Source organism: Mycobacterium sp. G7A2 (assembly GCF_041902445.1).
Lineage (GTDB): Bacteria > Actinomycetota > Actinomycetes > Mycobacteriales > Mycobacteriaceae > Mycobacterium.
Genome location: NZ_CP169251.1, coordinates 2,312,051 through 2,335,924 on the forward strand (window position 1 = coordinate 2,312,051; position 23,874 = coordinate 2,335,924).

The 23,874-nt window shown below is 69.3% G+C and carries 12 protein-coding genes; 9 read left to right on the forward strand and 3 right to left on the reverse strand.

Annotation, left to right across the window (positions count from 1 at the left end):
• Nucleotides 1-118 precede the first annotated feature (118 nt).
• The 8 genes from ACEWX3_RS11220 to ACEWX3_RS11255 are packed head-to-tail and all read left to right on the forward strand — an operon-like array spanning nt 119 to nt 19,697.
• The gene (locus tag ACEWX3_RS11220) at nt 119-3,547 is read left to right on the forward strand and encodes an amino acid adenylation domain-containing protein (RefSeq protein WP_374159838.1); all 3,429 of its coding nucleotides are present in this window, start codon (nt 119-121) and stop codon (nt 3,545-3,547) included.
• Complete coding sequence (locus tag ACEWX3_RS11225) at nt 3,544-4,287, forward strand: thioesterase II family protein (RefSeq protein ID WP_374159442.1); 744 nt, start codon at nt 3,544-3,546, stop codon at nt 4,285-4,287. Before ACEWX3_RS11220 ends, ACEWX3_RS11225 begins: the two co-directional genes overlap by 4 nt.
• On the forward strand, nt 4,284-5,612 hold the full coding sequence (locus ACEWX3_RS11230; RefSeq protein WP_374159443.1) for a polyketide synthase: 1,329 nt from the start codon (nt 4,284-4,286) through the stop codon (nt 5,610-5,612). Before ACEWX3_RS11225 ends, ACEWX3_RS11230 begins: the two co-directional genes overlap by 4 nt.
• A complete protein-coding gene (mbtD, locus tag ACEWX3_RS11235; protein ID WP_374159444.1) occupies nt 5,612-8,530 on the forward strand; it encodes a mycobactin polyketide synthase MbtD in 2,919 nt (972 codons plus the stop codon). Before ACEWX3_RS11230 ends, mbtD begins: the two co-directional genes overlap by 1 nt.
• Nucleotides 8,527-13,707, forward strand: coding sequence for an amino acid adenylation domain-containing protein (locus tag ACEWX3_RS11240; protein WP_374159445.1), 5,181 nt, complete (start codon nt 8,527-8,529; stop codon nt 13,705-13,707). The genes mbtD and ACEWX3_RS11240 overlap by 4 nt, the downstream gene beginning before the upstream one ends.
• Nucleotides 13,704-18,200, forward strand: a complete 4,497-nt coding sequence (locus ACEWX3_RS11245; RefSeq protein ID WP_374159446.1) for an amino acid adenylation domain-containing protein — start codon at nt 13,704-13,706, stop codon at nt 18,198-18,200. Before ACEWX3_RS11240 ends, ACEWX3_RS11245 begins: the two co-directional genes overlap by 4 nt.
• Entirely contained in the window at nt 18,197-19,507 is a 1,311-nt protein-coding gene (mbtG, locus tag ACEWX3_RS11250) for an NADPH-dependent L-lysine N(6)-monooxygenase MbtG (RefSeq protein ID WP_374159447.1), read from the forward strand. The genes ACEWX3_RS11245 and mbtG overlap by 4 nt, the downstream gene beginning before the upstream one ends.
• Nucleotides 19,485-19,697: an MbtH family protein gene (locus ACEWX3_RS11255; RefSeq protein ID WP_374159448.1), complete on the forward strand. Its 213-nt coding sequence runs from the start codon at nt 19,485-19,487 to the stop codon at nt 19,695-19,697. The genes mbtG and ACEWX3_RS11255 overlap by 23 nt, the downstream gene beginning before the upstream one ends.
• Nucleotides 19,698-19,720: 23 nt before the next feature.
• Here ACEWX3_RS11255 and ACEWX3_RS11260 read toward each other — a convergent pair whose 3' ends face one another.
• The 3 genes from ACEWX3_RS11260 to ACEWX3_RS11270 form a co-directional block, all read right to left on the reverse strand.
• Nucleotides 19,721-20,875: an amidohydrolase family protein gene (locus ACEWX3_RS11260; protein ID WP_374159449.1), complete on the reverse strand. Its 1,155-nt coding sequence runs from the start codon at nt 20,873-20,875 to the stop codon at nt 19,721-19,723.
• A 147-nt stretch (nt 20,876-21,022) separates the two neighbouring features.
• On the reverse strand, nt 21,023-22,309 hold the full coding sequence (locus ACEWX3_RS11265) for a serine aminopeptidase domain-containing protein (protein ID WP_374159450.1): 1,287 nt from the start codon (nt 22,307-22,309) through the stop codon (nt 21,023-21,025).
• Between the two features lie 71 nt (nt 22,310-22,380).
• Nucleotides 22,381-22,680: a type II toxin-antitoxin system VapB family antitoxin gene (locus tag ACEWX3_RS11270; RefSeq protein WP_152519777.1), complete on the reverse strand. Its 300-nt coding sequence runs from the start codon at nt 22,678-22,680 to the stop codon at nt 22,381-22,383.
• Nucleotides 22,681-22,837: 157 nt separating this feature from the next.
• On the opposite strand from ACEWX3_RS11270, the gene hrcA reads away from it, so the two are divergent.
• A complete protein-coding gene (gene hrcA, locus ACEWX3_RS11275; protein ID WP_207064948.1) occupies nt 22,838-23,869 on the forward strand; it encodes a heat-inducible transcriptional repressor HrcA in 1,032 nt (343 codons plus the stop codon).
• Nucleotides 23,870-23,874 lie beyond the last annotated feature (5 nt).

Genomic DNA, 23,874 nt, shown 5'->3' on the forward strand with positions numbered 1-23,874 from the left:
CCGAATATAGGGTAGCCTCCACAAAGTTAGGGCAGCCTGACTTAACGCTGGAGGCTTTGTGGGTGTGGCGGTGACGAGAGCGCAGACGGTTCGAGACGAAGTCGCCGAACTGCTCGGCATGAGTGCGGACGAGCTGGATCCGCATGCCGATCTGATCGCGTCCGGCCTGGACTCCATCCGGATGATGTCGCTGTCGGGGCGTTGGCGCCGGCAGGGCATCTCCGTCGGGTTCGCCGATCTGGCCGCCAACCCGACCGTAGCTGCGTGGGCGGACCTCGTCGCCGCTCACGACGCCACCGCACCGACCGGCACGGCGCCGACCGGTACCACCGGGAACCCGGGCGCTGACGGCTCGAGTTCCTGCAACGATCAGGCCGAGGACAACGAACCCTTCCCGCTGGCGCCGATCCAGCACGCTCTGTGGGTGGGCCGCAACGACGATCAGCAGCTGGGGGGCGTGGCTGCCCACCTCTATGTCGAATTCGACGGTGTAGGAGTCGATCCCGAGCGGCTGCGGGATGCCGCGGCGCGGCTGGCCCGGCGCCACCCCATGCTGAGGGTGGAGATCCTGCCCGACGGGACGCAGCGCGTCGGCGATCGCAGCCTGCCGGTCACCGTCTTCGACCTGCGCGACCTCGACCTCGCGGCGGCTCAGCGACGCCTCGACGAGATCCGCGACGCCAAATCGCATCAGATGTTGGTGGACGAGGTCCTCGAACTGTCGCTGTCGCTGCTTCCCGACGGCAGCACCAGGCTGCACGTCGACCTGGACATGCAGGCCGCCGACGCGGTCAGCTACCGCAACTTCATGTCAGATCTCGCGGTGTTCTACGACGGCGGAACGCTGCCAGAGCTCGGCTACACCTACCGCCAGTACCGAGCAGAGGTCACGGCCGACAACTCCCAGTCAGACGCTGACCGCCGGTGGTGGGCCGAACGAATCCCGGATCTGCCGGAAGGCCCCGCGCTGCCGCTGGTTCCGCGTGACGAACAGGCCGACCCACGTCGCGGCACTCGGCGCTGGCACATCTTCGATGTCGAGACCCGCGACGCGTTGTTCGCCGCGGCGCACCGGCGGGGGATCACCCCGGCGATGGCCGTGGCCGCGTCCTATGCCGGCACACTGGCGCGCTGGTCGACGAACCGGCGGTTCCTGCTGAACCTGCCGATGTTCGGCCGTGAGCAGTTCCACGCCGACGTCGACAAGCTGGTGGGGGACTTCACGTCATCGCTGATGCTCGACGTCGACCTCACCGATGCCACCACTCCCGCGGCCCGCGGCCGGGTTCTGCAGCGGGCACTGCATGTTTCGGCGGCACACTCGCACTACTCGGGTCTGTCGGTGCTGCGTGACCTGACTCGCCACCACGGCACCCCGGTTCTGGCGCCGATCGTCTACACCAGCGCCCTCGGTCTCGGTGATCTGTTCGCCGGCGAGGTGACCGAGCAGTTCGGCAGGCCGGTGTGGACGATTTCTCAAGGCCCCCAGGTGCTGATCGACGCTCAGGCCACGCCGGTGGCCGAGGGCTTGATGATCAACTGGGATGTGCGCGAGGATGCCTTCCGGCCCGGCGTCGCCGACGCCATGTTCGCCCACCACCTTGCTGAACTGAAGCGGCTGGCCGACGACGACACCGCCTGGGAGACGGCGGACCAGCCCGCCGTCACGCGGGAACAACAGACTGCCCGCGACGCGGTGAACGCGGTGCAGGCGCCTCGCAGCGGCGAAGCGCTGCACGACGGGTTCTTCCGCCGGGCACAGCTGCAGCCCGACTCGCCGGCCGTGTACAGCAGTGCCGGTGACCTCACCTACGGCCAGCTTCGTGAGCAGGTGCTCGAGGTCGCCGCCGGCTTGACCGTGGCCGGTGTGCGGCCCGGCGACGCCGTCGCGGTCATGGGGCCCAAGGGTGCCGAACAGGTGACAGCGCTGCTCGCCATCCTGGCTGCCGGCGCCTTGTACGTGCCGGTCGGCATCGATCATCCGGACGAGCGTGCCGCACGGATGCTGACCGGCGCCGGGGTCCGGATGGCTCTCGTGTGCGGCGACCAGCCCCCAACCGGCTTACCGGCGCTGACCGTGACTGAAGCGCGGCGCGTCGGCCGCCACGAAGCCGGTTTCGAACCCGCGGCAGCCGAGCCCGACGGCCTGGCCTACATCTTGTTCACCTCGGGTTCCACCGGTGAGCCCAAAGGTGTGGAGATGACGCACTCGGCGGCGATGAACACCGTCGAGTTCATCAACGCCCACTTCGAGATCGGACCGCAGGACCGGTGCCTGGCACTGTCGACGCTGGAATGCGACCTGTCGGTGCTCGACGTGTTCGCGATGCTGCGCGCCGGCGGATCTCTCGTCGTGGTCGACGAGGCGCACCGACGCGACCCGGACACCTGGGCTCGACTCATCGAGGCCAACCGGGTGACCGTGCTGCACTTCATGCCCGGCTGGCTGGAGATGCTGATCGAGGTCCCCGGCGACCTCTCGTCGGTGCGGGTGGTGCCGACCGGGGGTGACTGGGTGCGCCCACAGATGGTGCGCGCGTTGCGAGAACGCGCCCCGCACATGCTTTTCGCGGGTCTGGGCGGGGCCACCGAAACGGCCACCCACAACACCGTCTGCGACGTCCGAGAGATCCCCGCCGACTGGTCCTCCGTTCCTCTGGGCGTGCCGTTGCCCAACAACGAGTGCCGCGTGGTGGGTCCCGACGGTCAGGACTGCCCCGACTGGGTTCCCGGCGAATTGTGGGTGGGTGGTCGCGGCATCGCTCGCGGCTACTGCGCCCGCCCCGACCTCACGGCCCAACGATTCGTCGAGCATGCCGGCCGCCGGTGGTACCGCACCGGCGACCTGGTGCGCTACCGGCCCGGCGGCGTCATCGAATTCGTCGGACGTGCCGACCACCGGATCAAGATCAGCGGCTACCGCGTCGAACTCGGGGATGTGGAATCCGCGCTGCGCCGCATCGACGGGGTGGACGCCGCGGTCGCCGCGGTGGTGCCCACCGACGGGCGCGACGTGCTGGCCGCTCTGGTGTGCGCCGCTGCCGAGCCGCGCCACATCGCCGACGAACTCGCCGATCTGGTGCCACCGCACATGGTGCCCCAGATCATCGTGTGCGCGCCACGCATCCCCTTCACCGTCGGAGGCAAGATCGACCGGGCCGCGGTCGCCCGCGAGCTGAGAAACGCCGATGTCCTCGCCACCGTGGCCGGCTACCGTGCCCCGGCCACCCCGCTGGAGTCTGCGCTGAGCAGCATCGTCGGCGAGGTCCTCGGCCGCGACAGCATCGGCGCCGACGACGACTTCTTCTCGGTGGGAGGCGATTCCGTCCTGGCCACCCAGGTGGTGGCGCGGATTCGCACCTGGCTGGACACCCCGTCGGTGATGGTCGCCGACATCTTCGCGACTCGCACCGTGTCCGCGCTGGCCGCGCGGATGAGCGCCAACGAGCCGAACAACAGCAGGTTGAGCGAGGTCGCCGCGCTGTATCTGGAGGTGGCGGAGATGGAGAACGCCGACGTGATCGCGGCGCTGGAATCCGCGCGATGATCGGCGAGCCGCAGCAACTGGATCTCGCGCCGTGGATCAAGCGGTTCCCGGGAGAACCCGGTACGGCGACCATCGTGTTCCCGCACGCCGGCGGAGCCGCCGCCGCATACCGCAACTTCGCGCGCGCGTTGGCGGCCCACGGCGTCGACACCTTCATCATGCAGTACCCGCAGCGCGGTGAACGACTCACCGACCCGCCCGCCGAGTCGGTGACCGACCTGGCTCGTGACATGCTCGACGCGGCGGACTGGGCAGGCCTGGGTCCGCTACGGCTGTTCGGCCATTGCATGGGCGCTCTGGTCGGGTTCGAGTTCGCCCGGCTTGCCGAACAGCGCGGCGTCGCTGTCCGTGAGCTGTGGGCCTCGGCCAGTCAGGCGCCCGCCACGGTCGCAGGGTCTCGTCCGGTGCCCACCACCGACAGCGGACTGCTCGCCGATATCGTCGACCTCGGCGGCACCGACGCCAGCCTCCTCGACGACGAGGACTTCCTGGAGCTGCTGTTGCCCGCGGTGCGGTCCGACTACCAGGCATTCAACCGCTACACGTGCGGCCGCGAGGTGCGGGTCGCCGCCGACATCCACGCCGTCGGCGGTCTCAGCGACCATCGTGTCGAGCCGGATCTGTTGCGCGCGTGGGAATGCCACACCGACGGTGTCTTCACGCTGACCATGTTCGACGGTGGCCACTTCTATGTCGACGGCCACCTCGAGGAGGTCGCCGAACTGGTGAGTTGCACATGACCGATGATCCGGTGGTGATCGTCGGGATGGCGGTCGAGGCCCCGGGCGGAGTGGACAGCACCCACGACTACTGGCGGCTGCTGTGCGACGAGCGGGAAGCGCTGGGCCCGTTCCCCGACGATCGCGGCTGGTCGATCCGGGCTCTGCTGGACGGATCACGCCGAGACGGATTCAAGCCCATCCACAACCTCGGCGGATTCCTCAGCGGCGCCGCCACCTTCGATCCCGAGTTCTTCGGCATCTCGCGGCGCGAGGCGGTCGCCATGGATCCCCAGCAGCGGGTCGCGTTGCGGGTGACCTGGCGTGCGCTCGAGGACGCCGGCATCAACCCCGACGACATCGCCGGACATGAGGTCGGCTGTTACATCGGAGCGTCGGACATGCGCTACGGGCCGGACATGGCCGAGTTCTCCGAGCACAGTGGGCATCTGATCACCGGCACCTCGCTGGCTGTCATCTCCGGTCGGATCGCCTACACGCTGGCACTCGCCGGTCCCGCGATGACCGTCGACACGTCCTGCTCGTCGGCGCTGTCGGCGGTACACCTGGCGGTGCAGGGACTGCGTGCCGGCGACTGTGACGTCGCACTGGCCGGTGGGGTGTGCGTGATGGGTGCACCCGGATACTTCGTCGAGTTCTCCAAGCAGCACGCGTTGTCCGACGACGGCCATTGCCGCCCGTACAGCGCGCACGCCAGCGGCACCGTGTGGGCCGAGGGCGCCGGGATATTCGTGCTGCAACGCAAGTCGGCCGCACTGCGGGACCGCCGCCCGGTCCTGGCCGAGGTGCGGGCGAGCGTCGCGAATTCCGACGGACGGTCGGTGGGTCTGACCGCACCGAGCCGCGAGGCGCAGATCCGGCTGTTCCGGCGCGCCCTGCACACCGCCGGTACCGGTCCCGAAGACATCGGCATGGTCGAAGGCCACGGCACCGGCACCCGACTCGGTGATCGCACCGAGTTGACCTCGCTGGCGGCCACCTACGGCGCGGGCGCCCCGGGCCGTGGACCGCTGCTGGGTTCGGTCAAGTCCAACGTCGGACACACCCAGGCTGCGGCGGGCGCGCTCGGCCTGGCCAAGGTGCTGCTGGCCGCCCGGCATGGTACCGTGCCGGCCACCCTGCACGTCGACGACCGCAGCAGTGAAATCGACTGGGAGAACACCGCTCTGCGACTGGCCGCGAAGTCCACTACGTGGCCGGCGCGAGACGGAACTCGTATCGGCGCCGTATCGGCATTCGGGATGAGCGGCACCAACACCCACGTCGTCGTCGAGGTGCCCGACACCGGGGGAGAGGGCGCCCCGGGGCAAGGCAGGGCGGCTTGATGGGAGTCAGCCGGCTGCCCGACGGCCGGGTGCCCGTCGTCCTCAGCGCCCACGACGAGAACCTGATCGCCACCGACGCGCGCGCCGCTCTCGACTACCTCGACCGGACACCGTGCGAGGTCGCCCAGGTCGCCGCGCAGCTGACCGCCACCCGCCGAGTCCGGCGGTATCGCGCGGTACTGCGTGCTGCCGACCGAGCCGAGCTGACCGACGGACTGCGCGCGCTGGCCGACGGATACGAGCACCCGTTGATCGCGCGGTCGTCCCGGCGGGAACGCGCCCGGGCGGCGTTCGTGTTCCCCGGGCAGGGTGGCCAATGGCCGTCCATGGGCGCTGACGCCTACGACCACCTGCCGGCCTACCGCGCCGAAGCCGATCGGCTCGACGTCGTCCTGCAGCGGGGTGGAATGCCTTCGGCCCTGCCGTTTCTGACCACACCGGCCGAGACCGCGACGGTGTCGCAGCAGGAACTGCACAGCGCCCAGTTCGTTCACGCCGTCGCGCTGGCCGCGGTGTGGCGCTCCGTCGGTCTCGTGCCCGACCTCACGGTCGGGCACAGCCTCGGCGAGGTCGCCGCTGCCTACGTTGCGGGCGCGATCACCCTAGGCGACGCGGTGGCAGTGCTGGCCGCGCGGGCCCGCGCGATCGCCGCCATACCCGGGCGACACGGCGTCGCGGTGCTGGGTGTCGACCCCGCCGACGTCGACGGATTGATCGCGGCCACCCCTGGCTGGCTGGAACTTTCGGCCGTCAACGCGTCCCGTTCGGTCGCGGTGGCGGGGGAGAGCAGCGCGATCGCGGCCATCGCCGCCGCTGTCGCGGGTCGCGGGCTGTTCGCCCGCGAGCTGGCGATGAGCTTCCCGGCCCACACCAGCGCGATGGACGGTCAACGCGACGCACTGATGCGCGCGCTGGCCGGCTCGGCGTTCACCGAGTCGCCGGTGCAGTTCGTCGGATCGGCCACCGGAACCGTCGTCACCACCGGCACCGACTTCGCGGACTACTGGTATGCCAACCTGCGCAACACCATTCGCTTCGATCGCGCAGCTCAGGCAGTCATCGCGCACGGCGCAGGGTCGTTTGTGGAGATGTCCGCGCACCCGGCGCTGTTGTTCGCGATCGAGGACGCATTCGATCAGGCCCGGAGTTCCGACTCGGTGCTGGTGGGCTCGGGCCGCCGCGACGAGCCGGTCGCCGAGCAGCTGTCCGCCGGCATCGTCGCGGCTGCCGTCGCCGACCCCGCCTACCGGTGGGCCGACCTGCTCGCCGCGGCGCCGGAATCGTTGCGGGGCTTTCCTGGGGCGCCCATGCGCGCCGACCATCTCTGGGCCACGGCCGCCCCGCTCGAACCTGTCGCGCAGCTCACCGTCACCAGCGAGACATGGCAGCCCCGGCCGGACACCCGCCCGGGTGAGGCCACCGCGTCGGTGGCCGTCCTGGACCTCGACGTGTCGTCCCTGCAGGCGCGGATCCTGCGGGCGACCCTCACCGAGCACCCGGGCGCGGGTCTCACCGGCCCGTCGGAGGCCGACATCCTGGTCGTGGTGGCGCCCACCTGGGCGGGTCACGACCCGATTGCGGCGCTTGCCGACCGCATCGACTCCGGGCTGCTCAACTACGCCGACCAGATCGGACCCCGGTGCCGGGCCGTGTGGCTGGTCACGACAGCGGCGGAGACGGTGACGGCGGCCGACCTGCCGGCCGAACCTGCCCAGGCGGCGCTGGCCGCGATGCATCGCAGCATCGGGTTCGAGCATCCCGATCAGGCCTTCCATCATCTCGACCTCCCCGATGCCGCTTCGGCCGCCGATCCGGCTGTGGCCGAGGCGATCCTGACCGGGTCCGGGGAGATCGCGCTGCGCGGCGAACCGGCGCGGTGGTATCGACGGGCCCTGGGCGAGGACATCTCGGCTGCCCGATCATGGGAGCTGACCGACGCCCTGCTCGATCATGTGGTCATCACCGGCGGTTCCGGCGCGATCGGGTTGAGTTACGCCAGGTACCTGGCCGCGCACGGCGCCGCTCGCATCACGTTGCTGAGCCGCCACGGTCTCGAGGCGGCCGCCGTCGCGGAACTGTCCGCACACGGATCCCACATCGACGCACCACCGTGCGACATCACCGACACGGCGCAACTCGCTGCCGCGGCCGACGCGTGCGCCGGCACCGGGGCGACGCTGGTGATCCACGCCGCGGGCAGCGCATCCTTCGCGCCGCGGGCCCGGGTCACCGGCGCCGCGCTGGCCGACATGACCGCGGCGAAGGTCACCGGTCTGGAGCGATTCGTCCGCACCTGGCCGATACGTCGCGGTGCACCGATGCTGTTGTGTTCCTCGGTAATCGGCGTCTGGGGCGGTCAAGGAACCGCCGGTTACGCGGCGGCCAACCGCCTGCTGGACGCGATGGCGTCGCGGCTGAGAGCCGACGGACACCACTGTGTCTCGGTGCGGTGGGGACTGTGGGAGGGTGCCGGCGTCATCGACGCCGCCGAAACCGCCCGAGTCGAACGCGCCGGGTTGAAGCCGATGGACCCCGAGCGGGCGGTCGAGGCCAGCCTCGCGGAGTATCCGCGTGATCCGCTGATCCTGCGGGCCGACCGCGAGCGGCTCCGAATCCTGTTCGGCGCCGACACCGAGACCCGAGGCGAGCTCGCCGCGCCGTCGACCGCCGACGACTCGGTGATGGCCGCCCCGGCGGCGGTGCGCAGCCAACTGGCCCTCGTCCTCGACGTCGACGCGACATCGCTGGACCTCGACGCCACGCTGTTCGACCTGGGCGTGGACTCACTGCTGGCGCTGGACTTGCGCAAGCGCCTGAAAAAGCTGACCGGACACACCGTTCCGTTGGCCACCCTGCTCGGTGGCATCACCGGCACCGACCTGATCGCTGCGATCGAAGAAAGTGAACCCCTCGCGTGACTGACATCGACACCCGAGCCCAGCTCACCGAGCGGCGGTTGGAGCTGCTGCGCCGCAGGCTCGACGAGCGCGGCCTCACCGCCACACCGGCGCCCGTCGACGACGCGCCGGCCATGTCCGAAGGCCAGCTGCGGATGTGGTTCGTGCACGCCGCCGATCCCAGCCGTGCCCTGCTGAATGTGTGCCTGTCCTATCGCATCACCGGTGCGGTCGACACCGATCGGCTGCACGAGGCCGTCGACGCGGTCGCGGTCCGGCACCCGGTGTTGCGCACCACGTACCGCACCGCGAGCGCCGACGACGGTTCGACCGGCCTGCCGGTGCCGACCGTGCAACCGGATCTGCGGCCCGGCTGGGCGGAACACGACCTGTCCGAACTGTCCGAGCGGGCCCGCCGGCTACGTCTCGAAGTGCTGGCCCAGCGGGAATTCAGCGCACCGTTCGACCTGAACGCGGAATCACCGCTTCGGATCAGCGTGATTCGCATCAGCGCCACGGAACTCGTCCTGCTGCTGGTCGCCCACCACATCGCCTGGGACGACGGTTCCTGGGAGGTGTTCTTCGCCGACCTCACGCGCGCCTATCAGGGCGACCCGCTCGCACCGGGCCGGGCCTGGGCGCCGCCCCCGGTGAACGACGACGCCGACGTGGCGTACTGGCGCGCGGTGATGGCCGACCCGCCCGAGCCCCTCGAGCTGCCGGGGCCGACAGGTTCGGCGGTGCCCACCAGTTGGCGCTCCCGACGCGCCACGCGGCACCTCGGTGCCGACGTCGCGGCGCGGGTGAGCGCGATGGCCGCCGATGCCGGCGCCACGCCCTACACGGTGCTGCTCGCCGTGTTCGGCACCCTGGTGCACCGCTACAGCCACGTCGACGACTTCCTGGTCGCGACCCCGGTGCTCAACCGGACCGCCGACACCGAGGACGTCATCGGATATTTCGGCAACACCGTGGCTCTGCGCCTGCGACCACAGGCGGCGATGACCTTCACCGAACTGCTGGATCAGAGCAGGGACACCGCCATCGGGGCGTTCGCCCACCAGCGGGTCGGGCTGGATCGCATGGTTCGCGAGCTCAACCCCGACCGGCGGCACGGCGCCGAGCGGATGACGCGGGTCAGCTTCGGATTCCGCGGCACCGACCGGTACGGTTTCACCCCACCCGGGGTGAGTTGCGAACGCGCCGACCTGCGGGCCCATCTGACCCACCTGCCACTGGGCATCATGGTCGAGTTCAGCGCCGACGAGATCGTGGTCGAACTCGAGTACCTTGTCGAGATCATCGAGCCGCAGCTCGCCGAGCAGCTCATCGACCACTATCTGGTGCTGCTCGACAGCGCGCTCGCGCGACCGGACAGCTCGCTGCGCGAGCTGGATCTGATGAGTGACGCGGACCGGGAATGGTTGCGCGAGATGACCCATGGTCCGGCCTTCGACACCGCGCCCGCCACGATCGTCGACCTCGTCGAAGCCCAGGCGGCGCGCACCCCGGAGGCCACCGCCGTCGTCTACGAGGGCCGCCATTACAGCTATCGTGAGCTCAACGAGCAAGCCAATCAGGTCGCGCACTGGCTCATCTCGCACGAGATCGGTACCGAAGACCGCGTCGCGGTCCTGCTGGACAAGTCGCCGGAGCTGGTCGTCACCGCACTGGGTGTGCTCAAGGCCGGCGCGGTGTACCTGCCGATCGACCCGACCTACCCCCAGGATCGGCTGGACTTCATCCTGGGTGACTGCGACGCGAAGCTGGCGGTGCGCGAGCCGGTCACAGGGATCGAGGATCTGCCCACCCACAACCCGACCGACGCCGACCGGGTGCGCCCGCTGTGCCCGGCCAACACCGCCTACCTGATCTACACCTCCGGCTCCACCGGACTGCCCAAGGGGGTGCCGGTCCCGCACCGGCCCGTCGCGGAGTACTTCGTCTGGTTCAAACACGACTACCAGGTCGACGCCGCAGACCGGTTGCTGCAGGTGGCCTCACCGAGCTTCGACGTGTCGATCGCCGAGGTGTTCGGCACCTTGGCGTGCGGCGCCCGGCTGGTGATCCACCGCCCCGACGGGTTGCGCGACATCGGCTACCTGACCGACCTGTTGCGCGACGAGGGCATCACCGCCATGCATTTCGTGCCGTCGCTGCTCGGGCTTTTCCTGTCGCTGCCCGGCGTGAACCAGTGGCGCACGCTGCAACGGGTGCCGATCGGCGGTGAGGCCCTGCCCGGGGAGGTCGCCGACAAATTCCACGCCACGTTCGACGCACTGTTGCACAACTTCTACGGCCCCACCGAAACCGTCATCAACGCCACCCGGTACAAGGTCGAGGGCCGTCAGGGCACCCGGATCGTGCCGATCGGCAAGCCCAAGATCAACACGGCCATCCACCTTCTCGACGATGCGCTGCGCCCGGTTCCGCCCGGATCGATCGGCGAAATCTACATCGGCGGAACCCATCTCGCCCACGGTTACCACCGTCGCCCGGGGCTGACCGCCGAACGCTTCGTCGCCGACCCGTTCACCCCCGGGGCCAGGCTGTACCGGACCGGCGACCTCGCGCGGCGCAACGCCGACGGTGACGTGGAGTTCGTCGGCCGTGCCGACGAACAGGTCAAGATCCGAGGTTTCCGGATCGAGTTGGGCGATGTCGCGGCGGCGATCACCGTGGACCCCAGCGTCGGCCAGGCCGTCGTCGTGGTCAGTGACCTGCCCGGCCTGGGCAAGAGCCTGGTCGGCTACCTGACCCCGGCCGACGGCTCAGCTGTCGACGTCGACCGGATCCGAGCCCGGGTGGCCGCAGCGCTGCCGGAGTACATGACTCCCGCCGCCTACGTGGTGGTCGACGAGATCCCGATCACCGCGCACGGCAAGATCGACCGCGCCGGGCTGCCGGAACCGGAGATCCTGGCCGCCAGCGAGTTCCGCGAGCCCGCCGACGGCACCGAGACGCAGGTCGCGCAGCTGTTCGCCGAACTGCTCGGCCACGACCAGGTGGGCGCCGACGACTCGTTCTTCGACCTGGGTGGGCACTCACTGCTGGCCACCAAGCTGGTCGCCGAGGTCCGCGCCCGGTGCGGGGCCGACGTCGGTGTGCGTGACATCTTCGAGCTCGACACCGTGGCACAGCTCGCCGAACACATCGACTCTCTCGCCGCGGACGATCGCGACGCCCGACCACGGCTGGTGGCGCAGCCTCAGGACGGTCCGGCGCCGCTGTCGTCGTCGCAGTTGCGGTCGTGGTTCGGCTACCGCATCGAAGGCGCCAACCCCGTCAACAACATCCCGTTCGCCGCAAGGCTGTCGGGCCCGTGCGACGTCGACGCACTGGTGGCGGCTCTTCACGATGTCGTCGAGCGGCACGCGATCCTACGCACGACCTACCGGGAGATCGACGGCACGCCTTATCAAGTCGTCAACGACATGACACCGCACTTCGTGGTGCGGCGGGCCCGCGGTGACGGTGAGGACTGGCTGCGTGGCGAGTTGGCCCGCGAACAGCGCTACGCCTTCGACCTGGAACAGGACTGGCCTATCCGCGCTGCGGTGCTCGGCGTCGAGGGTGAGCGCGGCCCGGAACTGGTGGTGTCACTGGTGATCCACCACATCGCCGGTGACCACTGGTCCGGCGGCGTGCTGTTCACCGACCTGGTGACCGCCTACCGTGGCAGAAGCGCTGGACACCAGCCGGATTGGGCGCCGCTGCCGGTCCAGTACATCGACTACGGTGCCTGGCAGGCGCAGCTGCTCAGCGACCAGGCAGGTATCGTCGCCCCGCAACGCGAATACTGGGCCGGCCAGTTGGCCGACGCCCCCATCGAATCCGGCCTGCCGCTGGACCATCCACGGCCCCGGTTGCCCAGCGGCACCGGTGACGCGGTCGAGTTCACCATCACGGCATCGACCAGGGCCGCGCTGGCGCAGCTGTGCCGCGACCTCGGCATCACCGAGTTCATGGCGCTGCAGGCGGCGGTCGCCGTGGTGCTGGCCAAAGCCGGTGGCGGTTCGGACATCCCGATGGGAACACCGGTGGCGGGACGGTCGGAGGCCGAGCTGGCAGAACTGGTCGGCTTCTTCGTCAACTTCGTCGTGCTGCGTAACGATCTGCGCGGCAACCCCACGTTGCGCGAGATCCTGGTGCGGGCCCGCGAGATGGCCCTGTCGGCATACTCGAACGCCGACGTGCCGTTCGAGCAGGTGGTCGAGGTCGTCAATCCGCCGCGCTCGCTGGCACGCAACCCGCTGTTCCAGGTGGTCGTGCATGTGCGCGAACAACTTCCCCAGCAGCAGATGATCGACGACCGGACGTCGTTCACGGCGCTGGAACCCAGCTTCGACATGGCCCAGGCCGACCTGTCGCTGAACTTCTTCGCCGCCGACGCACACGCCGACACAGGGGCCGGGTACCGCGGCCACGTCATCTACCGGCCCGAACTGTACGACCGCGCCACCATCGAACGCCTCGCCGGCTGGCTGGACCGCATCGTCACCGCGTTCGCCGAGCATCCTGACCGCCGGCTCGGCGACGTCGAGATCATCACCGCCGAAGAGAAGCAGCGGATCGTGACCGACTGGGCCGCCGGCGCGAACCGGGTGTACGTGCTCGATGACGCACTGGCACCCGTCCCGGTCGGCGTACTCGGTGACGTCTATCTCGGCGGCACCGTGTTCACGGGCGACAAGCTGGTCGCCGACCCGCTCAGCTCGCGCGACGGAGCGCGGTTGTACCGCACCGGGGACCGGGGCCGGTGGGACGACGACGGCCGTCTTCACCTCGTCGCGGCGACCGTGCCCGGCGACGCCGACGTGGTGACGAGCGCGCCGGCGACCGAATGGGAGGAGCCCCGCACCGCGACCGAGCACGCCCTGGCCGCGTTGCTGACCGAACTGCTCGGCGCCGAGGACGTCGGCCGTCACGACGACTTCTTCGGTCTCGGCGGAGACAGTGTGCTGGCCGTGCAGCTGGCCGCCCGAGCCCGCGACGCGGGTCTGGACCTGACCGCCCGCATGGTCTTCGAGCATCCCGCGCTGGCCGAGCTGGCCGCCGCGCTGGACTCGGGCCCGGTCGCCGACCCCCAACCCGACGACGTACACCACGAACCGATGTCGGCCTCGGGCCTGTCGGAGCGGGAACTGGCCGCGCTGACGGCGTCGTGGAGCGGTGGGGGACCGGAGGCGCCGCGATGACCCAGACCGACGCACGCCCCAGCGCACCGGCCATCGAAGATGTGCTGGCCCTGAGCCCGCTGCAGCAGGGGCTGTTCTCGATGGCCACGCTCACCGAGGGCGGGGTGGCGCGCACCGATCCCTACGTCATCGCGATGGCCGTCGACGCGACCGGCGACCTGCAGGTGGACCTGCTGCGCCGCTGCGCTGAACAGCTGTTGACGCGGCATGCGAACCTGCGCGCCAGCTTCGTCCAGGGGGACCTCAGCCGAGCCGTGCAGATCATCCCGAGCCGTGCCGAGCTGCCGTGGCGGCAGGTCCGCGTCGACTCCGACGACGAGGCGGTGGCCGTCGAAACCGCTGAGCGCAGTGCGCCGTTCGATCTGACCCGCGGACCGGTGATCCGGTTCCTGCTGATCGAGACACCTCAGCGGTGGCGGCTGGTCGTCACCGCACACCACATCCTCATCGACGGCTGGTCGCTGCCGCTGTTCATGGGGGAGCTGCTGACGCTGTACCGGGCCGGTGGTGACCCCGCCGCGCTGCCCGACCCGCCCCGGCCCTACCGCGACTACATCGGCTGGCTGGCCGCCCGCGACCAGGAGGCCGGCCGGCGACTGTGGCGCCGCCACCTCGACAGGATCGACGCTCCGACCCTGCTCACCCCGGCGCTGACGTCGTCCGCCCCGGCGCCCGGGCGGCCCCGGCTCACCGAGGTGAAACTCGACGCCGAGTCCACCCGCCAGCTGACCGAAGGCGCGCGCAGCCGCGGTGTCACCGTCAACACCCTGATCCAGCTCGCCTGGGCCAGCGTGCTTTCCGTGCTCACCGACCGCACCGACGTCACCTTCGGGGTGACGGTATCGGGGCGGCCGGGCGAGCTGGCCGGCGTCGAGCGGATGGTCGGATTGTTCGTCAACACCGTTCCGCTGCGGGTACGCCTGGATCCCGCCGGCCGCACGGGCACCCAATGTCTGGCGCTGCAGCGCGAAGCCGCCGGGCTGCGCGACCACAGCTACCTCAGCCACGCCGACCTGCGGGCGATGGCCGGTATCGGAGAGCTGTTCGACACGCTGCTCGTCTACGAGAACTTCCCGCCCGGAGGCCTGGTCGGCGCCAGCGAATTCGCGGCCAACGGCGCCACATTCGTGCCGTCGGCGCTGGAGAGTCTGTCGCATTTTCCGGTCACGCTCGCCGCACATCTGGCCGGCGAGCAGCTCACCGTGTTCGTCGAGGTGCTCGACGGGGCGCTGGGTCAGCTGCAGCCCGAAACGACGGGCAGGCGGGTGCTGCACATCGCGCAGCGCCTGATCAGCTGTTGGGACCGGCCGTTGCGCGACGTCGGCATCCTGCTCCCCGGCGAGGATCCGGTGCCGTCAGCCGCCGGTGAGGCAGTCGGCGGAGGTGGGGTGCACACGCGGTTCACCCAGGTCGCCGCCGCGCGCCTCGGGTCGGTGGCGCTGACCTGGGACGCCGGACGGATGACATATCGCCAGCTCGACGAGGCCGCTGACCGGGTGGCCTCGGCGTTGCTCGCCCACGGGGTCGGTGACGAAGACGCCGTGGCGATCACACTGCCCCGCGGCCCCGACTACGTCGTGGCGATGTTGGGCGTGTTGAAGGCGGGTGCGGTCATCGTGCCGCTGGATCCCGCGATGCCCGCCGATCGGGTCGCCGACATCCTGGATCAGGCCGCGGCGCGCGTCGTCGTCGACGACGCGTTCATCGCCGCGCTGCCCGCCGAACCGGCGGCGGACTACCGGCCCGCCGAGGTGACGGGGGCGCAGGCCGCCTACGTGGTGTTCACCTCGGGGACCACCGGCAGGCCCAAAGGGGTCATCGGGACGCACGGCGCTCTGCTCGCCTACGCCGGCGATCACGCCGAGCACGTCCTGCGTCCGGCGCGGGCACGGCTCGGACGGCCGCTGCGGGTGGCTCACGCGTGGTCGTTCACCTTCGACGCCGCCTGGCAACCGTTGGCCGCACTGCTCGACGGCCACACGGTGCACATCGTCGGCGACGAATGTCAGCGCGACGCAGAGGCGTTGGTCTTCACGATCGGTCGGTTCGGCATCGACATGCTCGACACCACACCGTCGATGTTCGCCCAGTTGCGCGACGTCGGTCTGCTCAGCACCGTGCCGCTGGCCGTGCTCGCCCTCGGCGGGGAGGCCGTCGGCGCGACGACGTGGCGGTTGATCGGGGAGGAGTGCGCCCGCACCGGCATGGTGGCGTTCAACTGTTACGGGCCTACCGAGACGACCGTGGAGTCGGTGGTCGCCGCCATCGATGCGCACGCCGAGCCGTCGATCGGCTTCCCCACCGCGACCGTCGGTGCGCGGGTTCTGGACGCCTGGCTGCGGCCGGTCCCGGCCGGGGTGGCCGGCGAGCTGTACCTGACCGGCGACCAGGTGACCCGCGGCTACCTCGGGCGCGGCGCCGAGACCTCGGCCCGGTTCGTCGCCGACCCCTTCGGGGCGGGCCGGCGGATGTACCGCACCGGCGACATCGTGCGGCGTGGCCCCGACGGCGGGTTGCAGTTCCTCGGCCGCGCCGACAGTCAGGTCAAGATCCGCGGCTTCCGGGTGGAGCCCGACGAGATCGCCGCCGTACTGGGCACCCATCCGGGTGTCCGCGACGCATACGTGACAGCGACGCGCCGGGGTGCGCAGGCGCGACTGATCGGCTACGTCGTCTGCGGTGGGCAGGACGTGCCGCTCGACGAGTTGCGGGCGTTGGTGTCGGCGCGGCTGCCCCGGTACATGGTGCCCCAGCAGCTCGTCGTCGTCGACGCACTGCCGCTGACCTCGCACGGCAAGATCGACGACGCCGCTCTGGTCGAGATCGCCGGTGCCGGTGGGGGTGCCGAGGTGGCGGGGGTGTCGCCGGCCACCGCGACGGAATCGGCACTCGCCGACGTGCTGGCCGCCGTTCTCGGCGCCGACGAGGTGGGAGTCACCGACGACTTCCTGGAGATGGGGTTGGACAGCATCGTCGCGTTGACCCTGGTGCAGGAGGCCCGCCGCCGCGGGATCGAGATGCGCGCTCGACTCATGCTGGAGTGCAGCACCATTCGGGAACTGGCGGCCGCCATCAACAACTCCGACAACTCCGACAGTGTTGGCGGTGAGTCGGCACCGGCACCGCTGGACGACGACCGCTACGGCGAGGTCGACCCCGCCCCGATCATGCGGTGGATGTTCGAGTGCGGCAGCTTTCGTCGGTTCACCCAGAACGTGCTCGTCAGCGTGCCCGACGAACTCACCGAAGAGCAGATGCTGAAAATCCTGCAAGCCCTGCTGGACCGCCACGACATGCTGCGCTCGACGCTGCAGGACGGACAACGGCTGGTCACCCGCGCCCCGGGAGCGGTTCCGGCCGCCCAGGTGCTCACGGTCGTCGGCGGCTCAGCGCACGACCACGCCGGCGCAGAGGCCGTCGCGGCGCTGGAGCGCATCGACCCGACTGCCGGGTCGATGCTGCAGGCGGTGTGGTTCCGCGGGAAGCCGTCGGTGTTGCTGCTGTGTGTGCATCACCTGGCCACCGACGTGGTGTCCTGGTACGTCATCCTCGGTGCGCTCGCCGAAATCGCCGCCGACGTCACAGCGGGCAGGACACCCGCGCTCGCCGCCGAGTTCACCACCTACCGCCAGTGGACACGAATGCTCGCCGAGCGCAGCCGTTCTGGTGAACTCGACGAGCAGCTCGGGTACTGGGCCCGTCAGCTTGAAGCGCCGGACCCGCCGCTGGGGGCGCGACGGCCCGATCCGAGCCGAGACACCTGGGCGTCGCACCGTCTCACCGACGTGGTCACCGACGCCGGCGCCACCGCGGCCATCCTGCACCGTCTCGATCGGGCAGGTGTCGAAGTGCGCGATTTCCTGCTGGCGGCGCTGACGTTGACCCTCACCTCATGGCGGGTCGAGTGCGGCCAGCCCGCGCACCACGGGGCGCTGATCGCGCTGGAGGGCCACGGCCGAGAGGACGCCGTGGTCAGTCAGTCCTGTGACACCTCGGCCACCGTCGGATGGTTCACCTCGGTGTATCCGGTGCGGCTGGGCGCCGGGGAGGCGCCAGTGGACATCGGCTCGGCGGAGGATGCTGCGGTCGCCCGCGCGCTCGTGCGCTCGATCACCGACCAGCTCGCGCTGGTACCGAACCGGGGGCTGGACTACGGAGTGTTGCGTTATCTGCGCGGGGATTTCACGGGTCAGCCCGAACCGCAGGTGGAGTTCAACTACATCGGACGACACGACCTCAGCGGCGAGAAGTCCGGGGCTGATTGGTCGCTGCTCACCGACGCCGCGCTCAACGCCCAGTTGCCCGTCTCCGCGGAACCGGACCTCCCGCTGCGCTACACGTTCGACGTCATCTGCGTCGTCGCCGCCGGCCCCGACGGACCACAGTTGCGGACCAGTTGGCGCTGGAGTGACCAGCTCACCAGCGAGGCCGAGGTCGATCGGCTCGGTGAGCTGTGGAGCCAGGCCGTCACGGTGCTGGGTGATGCGCTGTGAGCGGCGCGGGTACCGCCACCCTGGCGGTGATCGGCGCCGGTCCCAAGGCGATCGCGGTGGCCGCCAAGGCCGCCGAGCTGCGCGCCATGGGTGTCGACGTCCCCGATGTGGTCGTCATCGAGCGCAGCGGGGTCGGCGCGAACTGGCAGGCGGTCGGCGGATGGACCGACGGCCAGCACCGCCTGGGCACCAGCCCGGAAAAGGACGTCGGGTTTCCGTACCGCTCGACGCTGGTCCCGCGTCGCAATGCCGAACTCGACGAGCGCATGACCCGGCACAGCTGGCAGGCCTACCTGATCGCCAGCGCGCAGTTCGCCGAGTGGGTGGATCGCGGCCGGCCGGCGCCGACCCACTCCGGATGGAGTCGCTATCTGCGTTGGGTCGCCGACAACGTCGGCATGACGGTGCTGGCCGACGAGGTCGTCGGCGTCGATGTGCGCGACGACCGGTGGGCACTGTCTACGACGCGGCAGACAGTGCAGGCCGACGGTCTGATGATCACGGGCCCGGGCCAGGCGCACCGCTGCATCCTGCCCCACGACCCGCGGGTGCTCTCGATCGCCCAGTTCTGGTCCCGTGCGGCCGGTCGTGAGTTGATCGCCGCCGACCGGGTGGCGGTGATCGGCGGTGGTGAGACGGCGGCGTCGATGCTCAACGAGCTGTTTCGCCATCGCGTTTCGACCATCACGGTCATCTCACCACAGGTCACGCTGTTCACCCGCGGCGAGGGATTCTTCGAGAACACGTTGTTCTCCGACCCCACAGACTGGACCAGTCTGACGCTCGCCGAGCGCCGGGACGCGTTCGCGCGCACCGACCGCGGGGTGTTCTCCGCGCGCGTGCAGGACGCGCTGCTGGCCGACGACCGGATCCGTCATCTCCGCGGCCGCGTCGCGCACGCCGTCGCGCGCGACGAACGAATCCGGTTGACGCTGAGCAGCAATCGCAGCGGTGAGGCGCTAGAGACCGTACACGGTTTCGACCTGGTCATCGACGGATCTGGAGCCGACGCGATGTGGTTCACGCCGCTGTTGCGCCAGCAGGCGCGCGATCTGCTCGAACTCGGGTTGGGTGCGCCGCTGGCCGGGGATGTGCTCGAGGAGTCCATCGGTGTCGACCTGGCGGTCTCCGGCGTGACCCCAAAACTGTTCCTGCCCGGCCTGGCCGGGCTCATGCAGGGCCCAGGCTTTCCCAATCTCAGCTGCCTGGGCCTGTTGTCCGACCGAGTGCTGGGCGCCCGCTACCCCCGACGGGCCGACGCCGACGAGATCACCAGGAGAACCGATGAGCACCAACCCGTTCGATGACGACAACGCCACGTTCTACGTGCTGGTCAACGACGAGGAGCAGCACAGCCTGTGGCCGACGTTCGTCGACGTCCCCGCGGGCTGGCGGGTCGTCTACGGCGAGAGCAATCGCGCAGACTGCCTGGCCTGGGTGGAGGAAAACTGGACCGACATGCGCCCGCGCAGCCTGCGGGAGTCGATGTCGAGCTAGCAGCGGACCTGTGGGCAGACGCGCTATACCGTTATCCCCAACAATTTCTCGGCATTGCGAAACGCGATTTTCTCTTTCGTCTCGCGTGGCAGATCCACCGCCCTGAACCAGTCGGTTCCTTCCTTCATGTTGGCAAATGGGTAATCGGTGGCAAACATCACTCGATCCGCGCTGATGTATTTCAGCAATAGCTGCAGCAGTTCGTCTTGGAAGAATGCGCTGGTCGTGTACCAGAAATTGTCACTGAAGTATTGCCCGACAGGCCTATTCAACGAACCCGCGGTCGATTCGCCGAGATCTTCCACGATTCGCTCGTAATAAAACGGGAGTCCCTCTCCCATGTGGCCGATGATCATCTGGAGTCTGGGGAATCGGTCGAACACCCCGGTCATGATCAATCGAAGGCATTGAGTGAGCACTTCTTGGTGCCAGCCATACCCTGAACCACTGAAAATGTAGTCCTGGTACTCATCGTTATAACCTGCGCGCTCAATTCGATAGTAGATATCGAAGACTTCGGTGGGTGGGTAACCCGGGTGCAGATATATCGGAACATCAAGCGCCTCGGCACGCGCCAGAACGGGCTCGAAGTCCTGGTGGTCGAGGAACTTCCTGCCCACGAAGCCATTGGTCATGGCGCCGACGAAGCCGTCTTCGCGGACAGCGCGTTCCAATTCGTCCGCAGATGCCTCGGGGTCCTGCAGGGGTAGCGTGGCGTAGGCCGCATAGCGCCCCGGATAGGCGGTCATCGGGCCATCGGCGATCATCTTGTTGAGGCGATACGCGAAGTCGTTGCCCTGCTGTCCGGCGAGATCCTGCACGCCCGGGGTGTGCGCGGAGAGAATCTGGACATCGACACCCGCCTCATCCATCGCGCCGATGCGGCCGGCTCCGAGGTCGGCAAGGCCGGTGTCCTCGAGGTACTCCGCGTGATCAGCGTTGATCGCGTTCAAGGCAATCAGCTCGCGGGTGGTGTAGGTCTCTTCCGTGGCGATGAACGGCAGATCCCGGTCTCGCAGCGAGATGTCCGGCATGTCTGTCGCGGGTTCACCGGATCTGGGGGTGCACGCGGACAGCCCGGCGCCGACACCAAGTGCGGCAGCAGCGCCCAGAAAGTTTCGGCGTCTCATCGCAGTTGTCCCCGAGTGGTTTTCGCTCATCGACAGTGCGAGGTTCATGAGGAAAGCATGCTCATCGAAAACGGCAGTGTCGCGGGGGATAACCTCCCGTTTGCCGGTGGATAACCTCCGTTTGTCAACGCGGTCTTTGCGAGCTCACCACGTCGCATACCGCACGAATGCAAACAACGCCGGGACAGCTGCGGGTTAGCGCGTCGTGCCGTCGACCCATCGCACGATGTCGGTGACCACGGCTTCGTCGACGTGCTGTGCCGGTTCGTAGCTTGCGGGGGTCGAGGGGCCGGATCCGGGGAAGAACAGATGGTCGTCTGCGGGGTAGACCCGGATCGTGACGTTGTCAGGGTCAGCCAAGCCGTTCTGCCAGCCGGCCAGATCGTCGGTGACGGTGACCTGGTAGTCACGACCGCCCTGCATGATGAGCATGGGCAAGTCGAGCTGCGCGGCTACCGCCACCGGGTCGTAACCGCGGAGGTCGAGCCAGTACGGCGCTGGAACACCCAGCGGCAGAAGGTGATCCGGAGTGGACGGCGAGAGGTCGGGGTCGTCGATCAGCGCCACCTGTCGGGTGATGGTCTGAACGCTCGGATCGGCCTCGGGGTCGGCTGACGGCGTGTGCACGGTGGCGAGGTAGCGAACCTGGCGAAGCACGGAACGGTGCATCGGCTCGGTGGCGCCCGCGAGCAACACCAACCCCGCCACCGACGGTTCGGCAGCCGCGATGCGCGGGGCCATCGTGCCGCCCTGGCTGTGCCCGAGGACGAAGATCCGGTCGCCGTCCACCATCGGGTGTTCGCGCAGCAGGCGCACCGCCGCGACCCCGGGCCGCACGAATTCGTCGAAGGCGGTGAATGCTCGGACGTCGATGGTGTCGCGGTGGACGTAGGTCACTTTGTCGAAGCGCAGCACCGCGATTCCGCGACTCGCCAGGCCCCACGCGAGGTCCCGGAAGATCTTGTTGCGGCCCATCGTGACGTCCCGGTCGGACGGCCCGGAGCCGGCGATCAGGACGATGGCCGGCCCTGGTCGCGGCGGCTGCGGCAGGCTGAGCGTTCCCGGCGTCGCCCATGGCGGTTCGCCGACAGTGACCTCGTGCTCGGTGAAAGCGGCCGGGTCCACGTACGGCGGCGCCTCCCACGGCTGCATCGGCTCGGCCGCCCCCGGCGGGGCGAACTGCAGGCCGTGCAGTCGCCCGGATCCGTCGATGACCATGAGCACGGCATAGGCGCCGCGCTCACACGTCACCCCGATCTTCACGAGCGTGTGGTCCGCGCCCGCCGGTTCGATTGACGGTGTACCGATCTGGACGGCCGATCCGTGCGTCGCGCTCAGCTCTCGCCACGAGTCACGCAGCGATTCAGCCGACACCAACTCGCGCAGCGAGGGCGCCACCATGTCGACGACATCACCGAATTCGTCGGCTTCCATCAACGCCAGCACGGCTTCTGCGGTGGCAACGACGTCGCGTCCGGTCACTCAGATCGCCCGCTCACAAGACCGTCCCGTCACGACGACCATTGTCCGGGTGCGGGGTACGCCCCACGATGTCAGCGGGGGTCCATGTCGAACACCCGGGCGTGCAGCACGGTGCGGTTCCGCAGCGCGGCGCGCACGGCGCGATGCAGGCCGTCCTCGAGGTAGATGTCCCCGCGCCAGCGCACGGCGTGGGGAAACAGGTCGCCGTAGAACGTGGAATCCTCCGACAACAACCGGTCCAGGGCCAGCACCGTGGTCGTCATCACCAACTCGTCGAGGCGGATCTGACGGGGCGGGATCTGCGCCCACTGCCGATGCGTGAGACCGTGGTCGGGGTAGGGTCGGCCGTCGCGGACTCCCTTGAAGATCATCGCCGTGCCTTCGCTCGCCCCGTGCCCCTGCGTGGTCAACCCCGGCCTGCACAGTAACCCGGCCGCGGCGGCGACGCGGGCCGCTCGGTCGGTGCCCAGGCCCACCGTCACCGTAAAATGAACGCGACCAGGACACATTCCGAGAGGTGGGTGAACAGTGGGCAGCGCCGATGACCGTCGTTTCGAAGTGCTCCGTGCGATCGTCGCCGACTTCGTCGCCACGAAGGAGCCCATCGGTTCCAAGTCGCTCGTGGAGCGACACAACCTCGGGGTGTCCAGCGCGACGGTCCGCAACGACATGGCCGTCCTGGAGGCCGAGGGGTACATCGCCCAGCCACATACCAGTTCGGGCCGGGTCCCCACCGAGAAGGGGTATCGGGAGTTCGTCGACCGCCTCGATGACGTCAAGCCCATGTCCGGCGCCGAGCGTCGCGCGATCCTGAACTTCCTCGAATCGGGTGTCGACCTCGACGACGTCCTGCGCCGCGCGGTGCGGCTGCTCGCGCAGCTGACCCGCCAGGTGGCCATCGTGCAGTACCCGACGCTGTCCACGTCGTCGGTGCGGCGGCTCGAGGTGGTGCAGCTCAGCCCGGCTCGGCTGCTGCTCGTGGTGATCACCGACTCGGGCCGGGTCGATCAGCGCATCGTCGAACTCGGCGACACGATCGATGACACGCAGATGACCCAGCTGCGTGATCTGCTCGGCCAGGCGTTGGAGGGCAAGCCGCTGGCCGCTGCGTCGATCGCCGTGTCCGACCTGGCGTCTCACCTCAACGGCAGCGGTGGTCTGGCCGACGCGGTGGGCAGGTCGGCGACGGTACTGGTCGAGACCCTCGTCGAGCACAGCGAGGAACGTCTGATGCTCGGCGGCACCGCCAACCTGACGCGCAACACGGCCGACTTCGGCGGCTCGTTACGCTCGGTGCTCGAAGCGCTCGAGGAACAGGTGGTGGTGCTGCGGCTACTGGCCAAGCAGCAGGAGGCCGGGAAGGTCACCGTCCGCATCGGGCACGAAACCGAGGCCGAGCAGATGGCCGGCACCTCGGTGATCAGCACGGCCTACGGTAGTTCGGGCAAGGTGTTCGGCGGTATGGGTGTGTTGGGTCCCACACGGATGGACTATCCGGGAACCATCGCCAACGTCGCCGCTGTTGCTCTCTATATTGGCGAAGTCTTAGGTAACCGCTGACCGGC

What these genes read in the sequence shown, in the direction of transcription:
- ACEWX3_RS11220 (WP_374159838.1), top strand. Translation starts at nt 119, where the DNA reads ATGAGTGCGGACGAGCTGGATCCGCATGCCGATCTGATCGCGTCCGGC.
- ACEWX3_RS11225 (WP_374159442.1), top strand. Translation starts at nt 3,544, where the DNA reads ATGATCGGCGAGCCGCAGCAACTGGATCTCGCGCCGTGGATCAAGCGG.
- ACEWX3_RS11230 (WP_374159443.1), top strand. Translation starts at nt 4,284, where the DNA reads ATGACCGATGATCCGGTGGTGATCGTCGGGATGGCGGTCGAGGCCCCG.
- mbtD (WP_374159444.1), top strand. Translation starts at nt 5,612, where the DNA reads ATGGGAGTCAGCCGGCTGCCCGACGGCCGGGTGCCCGTCGTCCTCAGC.
- ACEWX3_RS11245 (WP_374159446.1), top strand. Translation starts at nt 13,704, where the DNA reads ATGACCCAGACCGACGCACGCCCCAGCGCACCGGCCATCGAAGATGTG.
- ACEWX3_RS11255 (WP_374159448.1), top strand. Translation starts at nt 19,485, where the DNA reads ATGAGCACCAACCCGTTCGATGACGACAACGCCACGTTCTACGTGCTG.
- ACEWX3_RS11260 (WP_374159449.1), bottom strand. Translation starts at nt 20,875, where the DNA reads ATGAACCTCGCACTGTCGATGAGCGAAAACCACTCGGGGACAACTGCG.
- ACEWX3_RS11270 (WP_152519777.1), bottom strand. Translation starts at nt 22,680, where the DNA reads ATGATCTTCAAGGGAGTCCGCGACGGCCGACCCTACCCCGACCACGGT.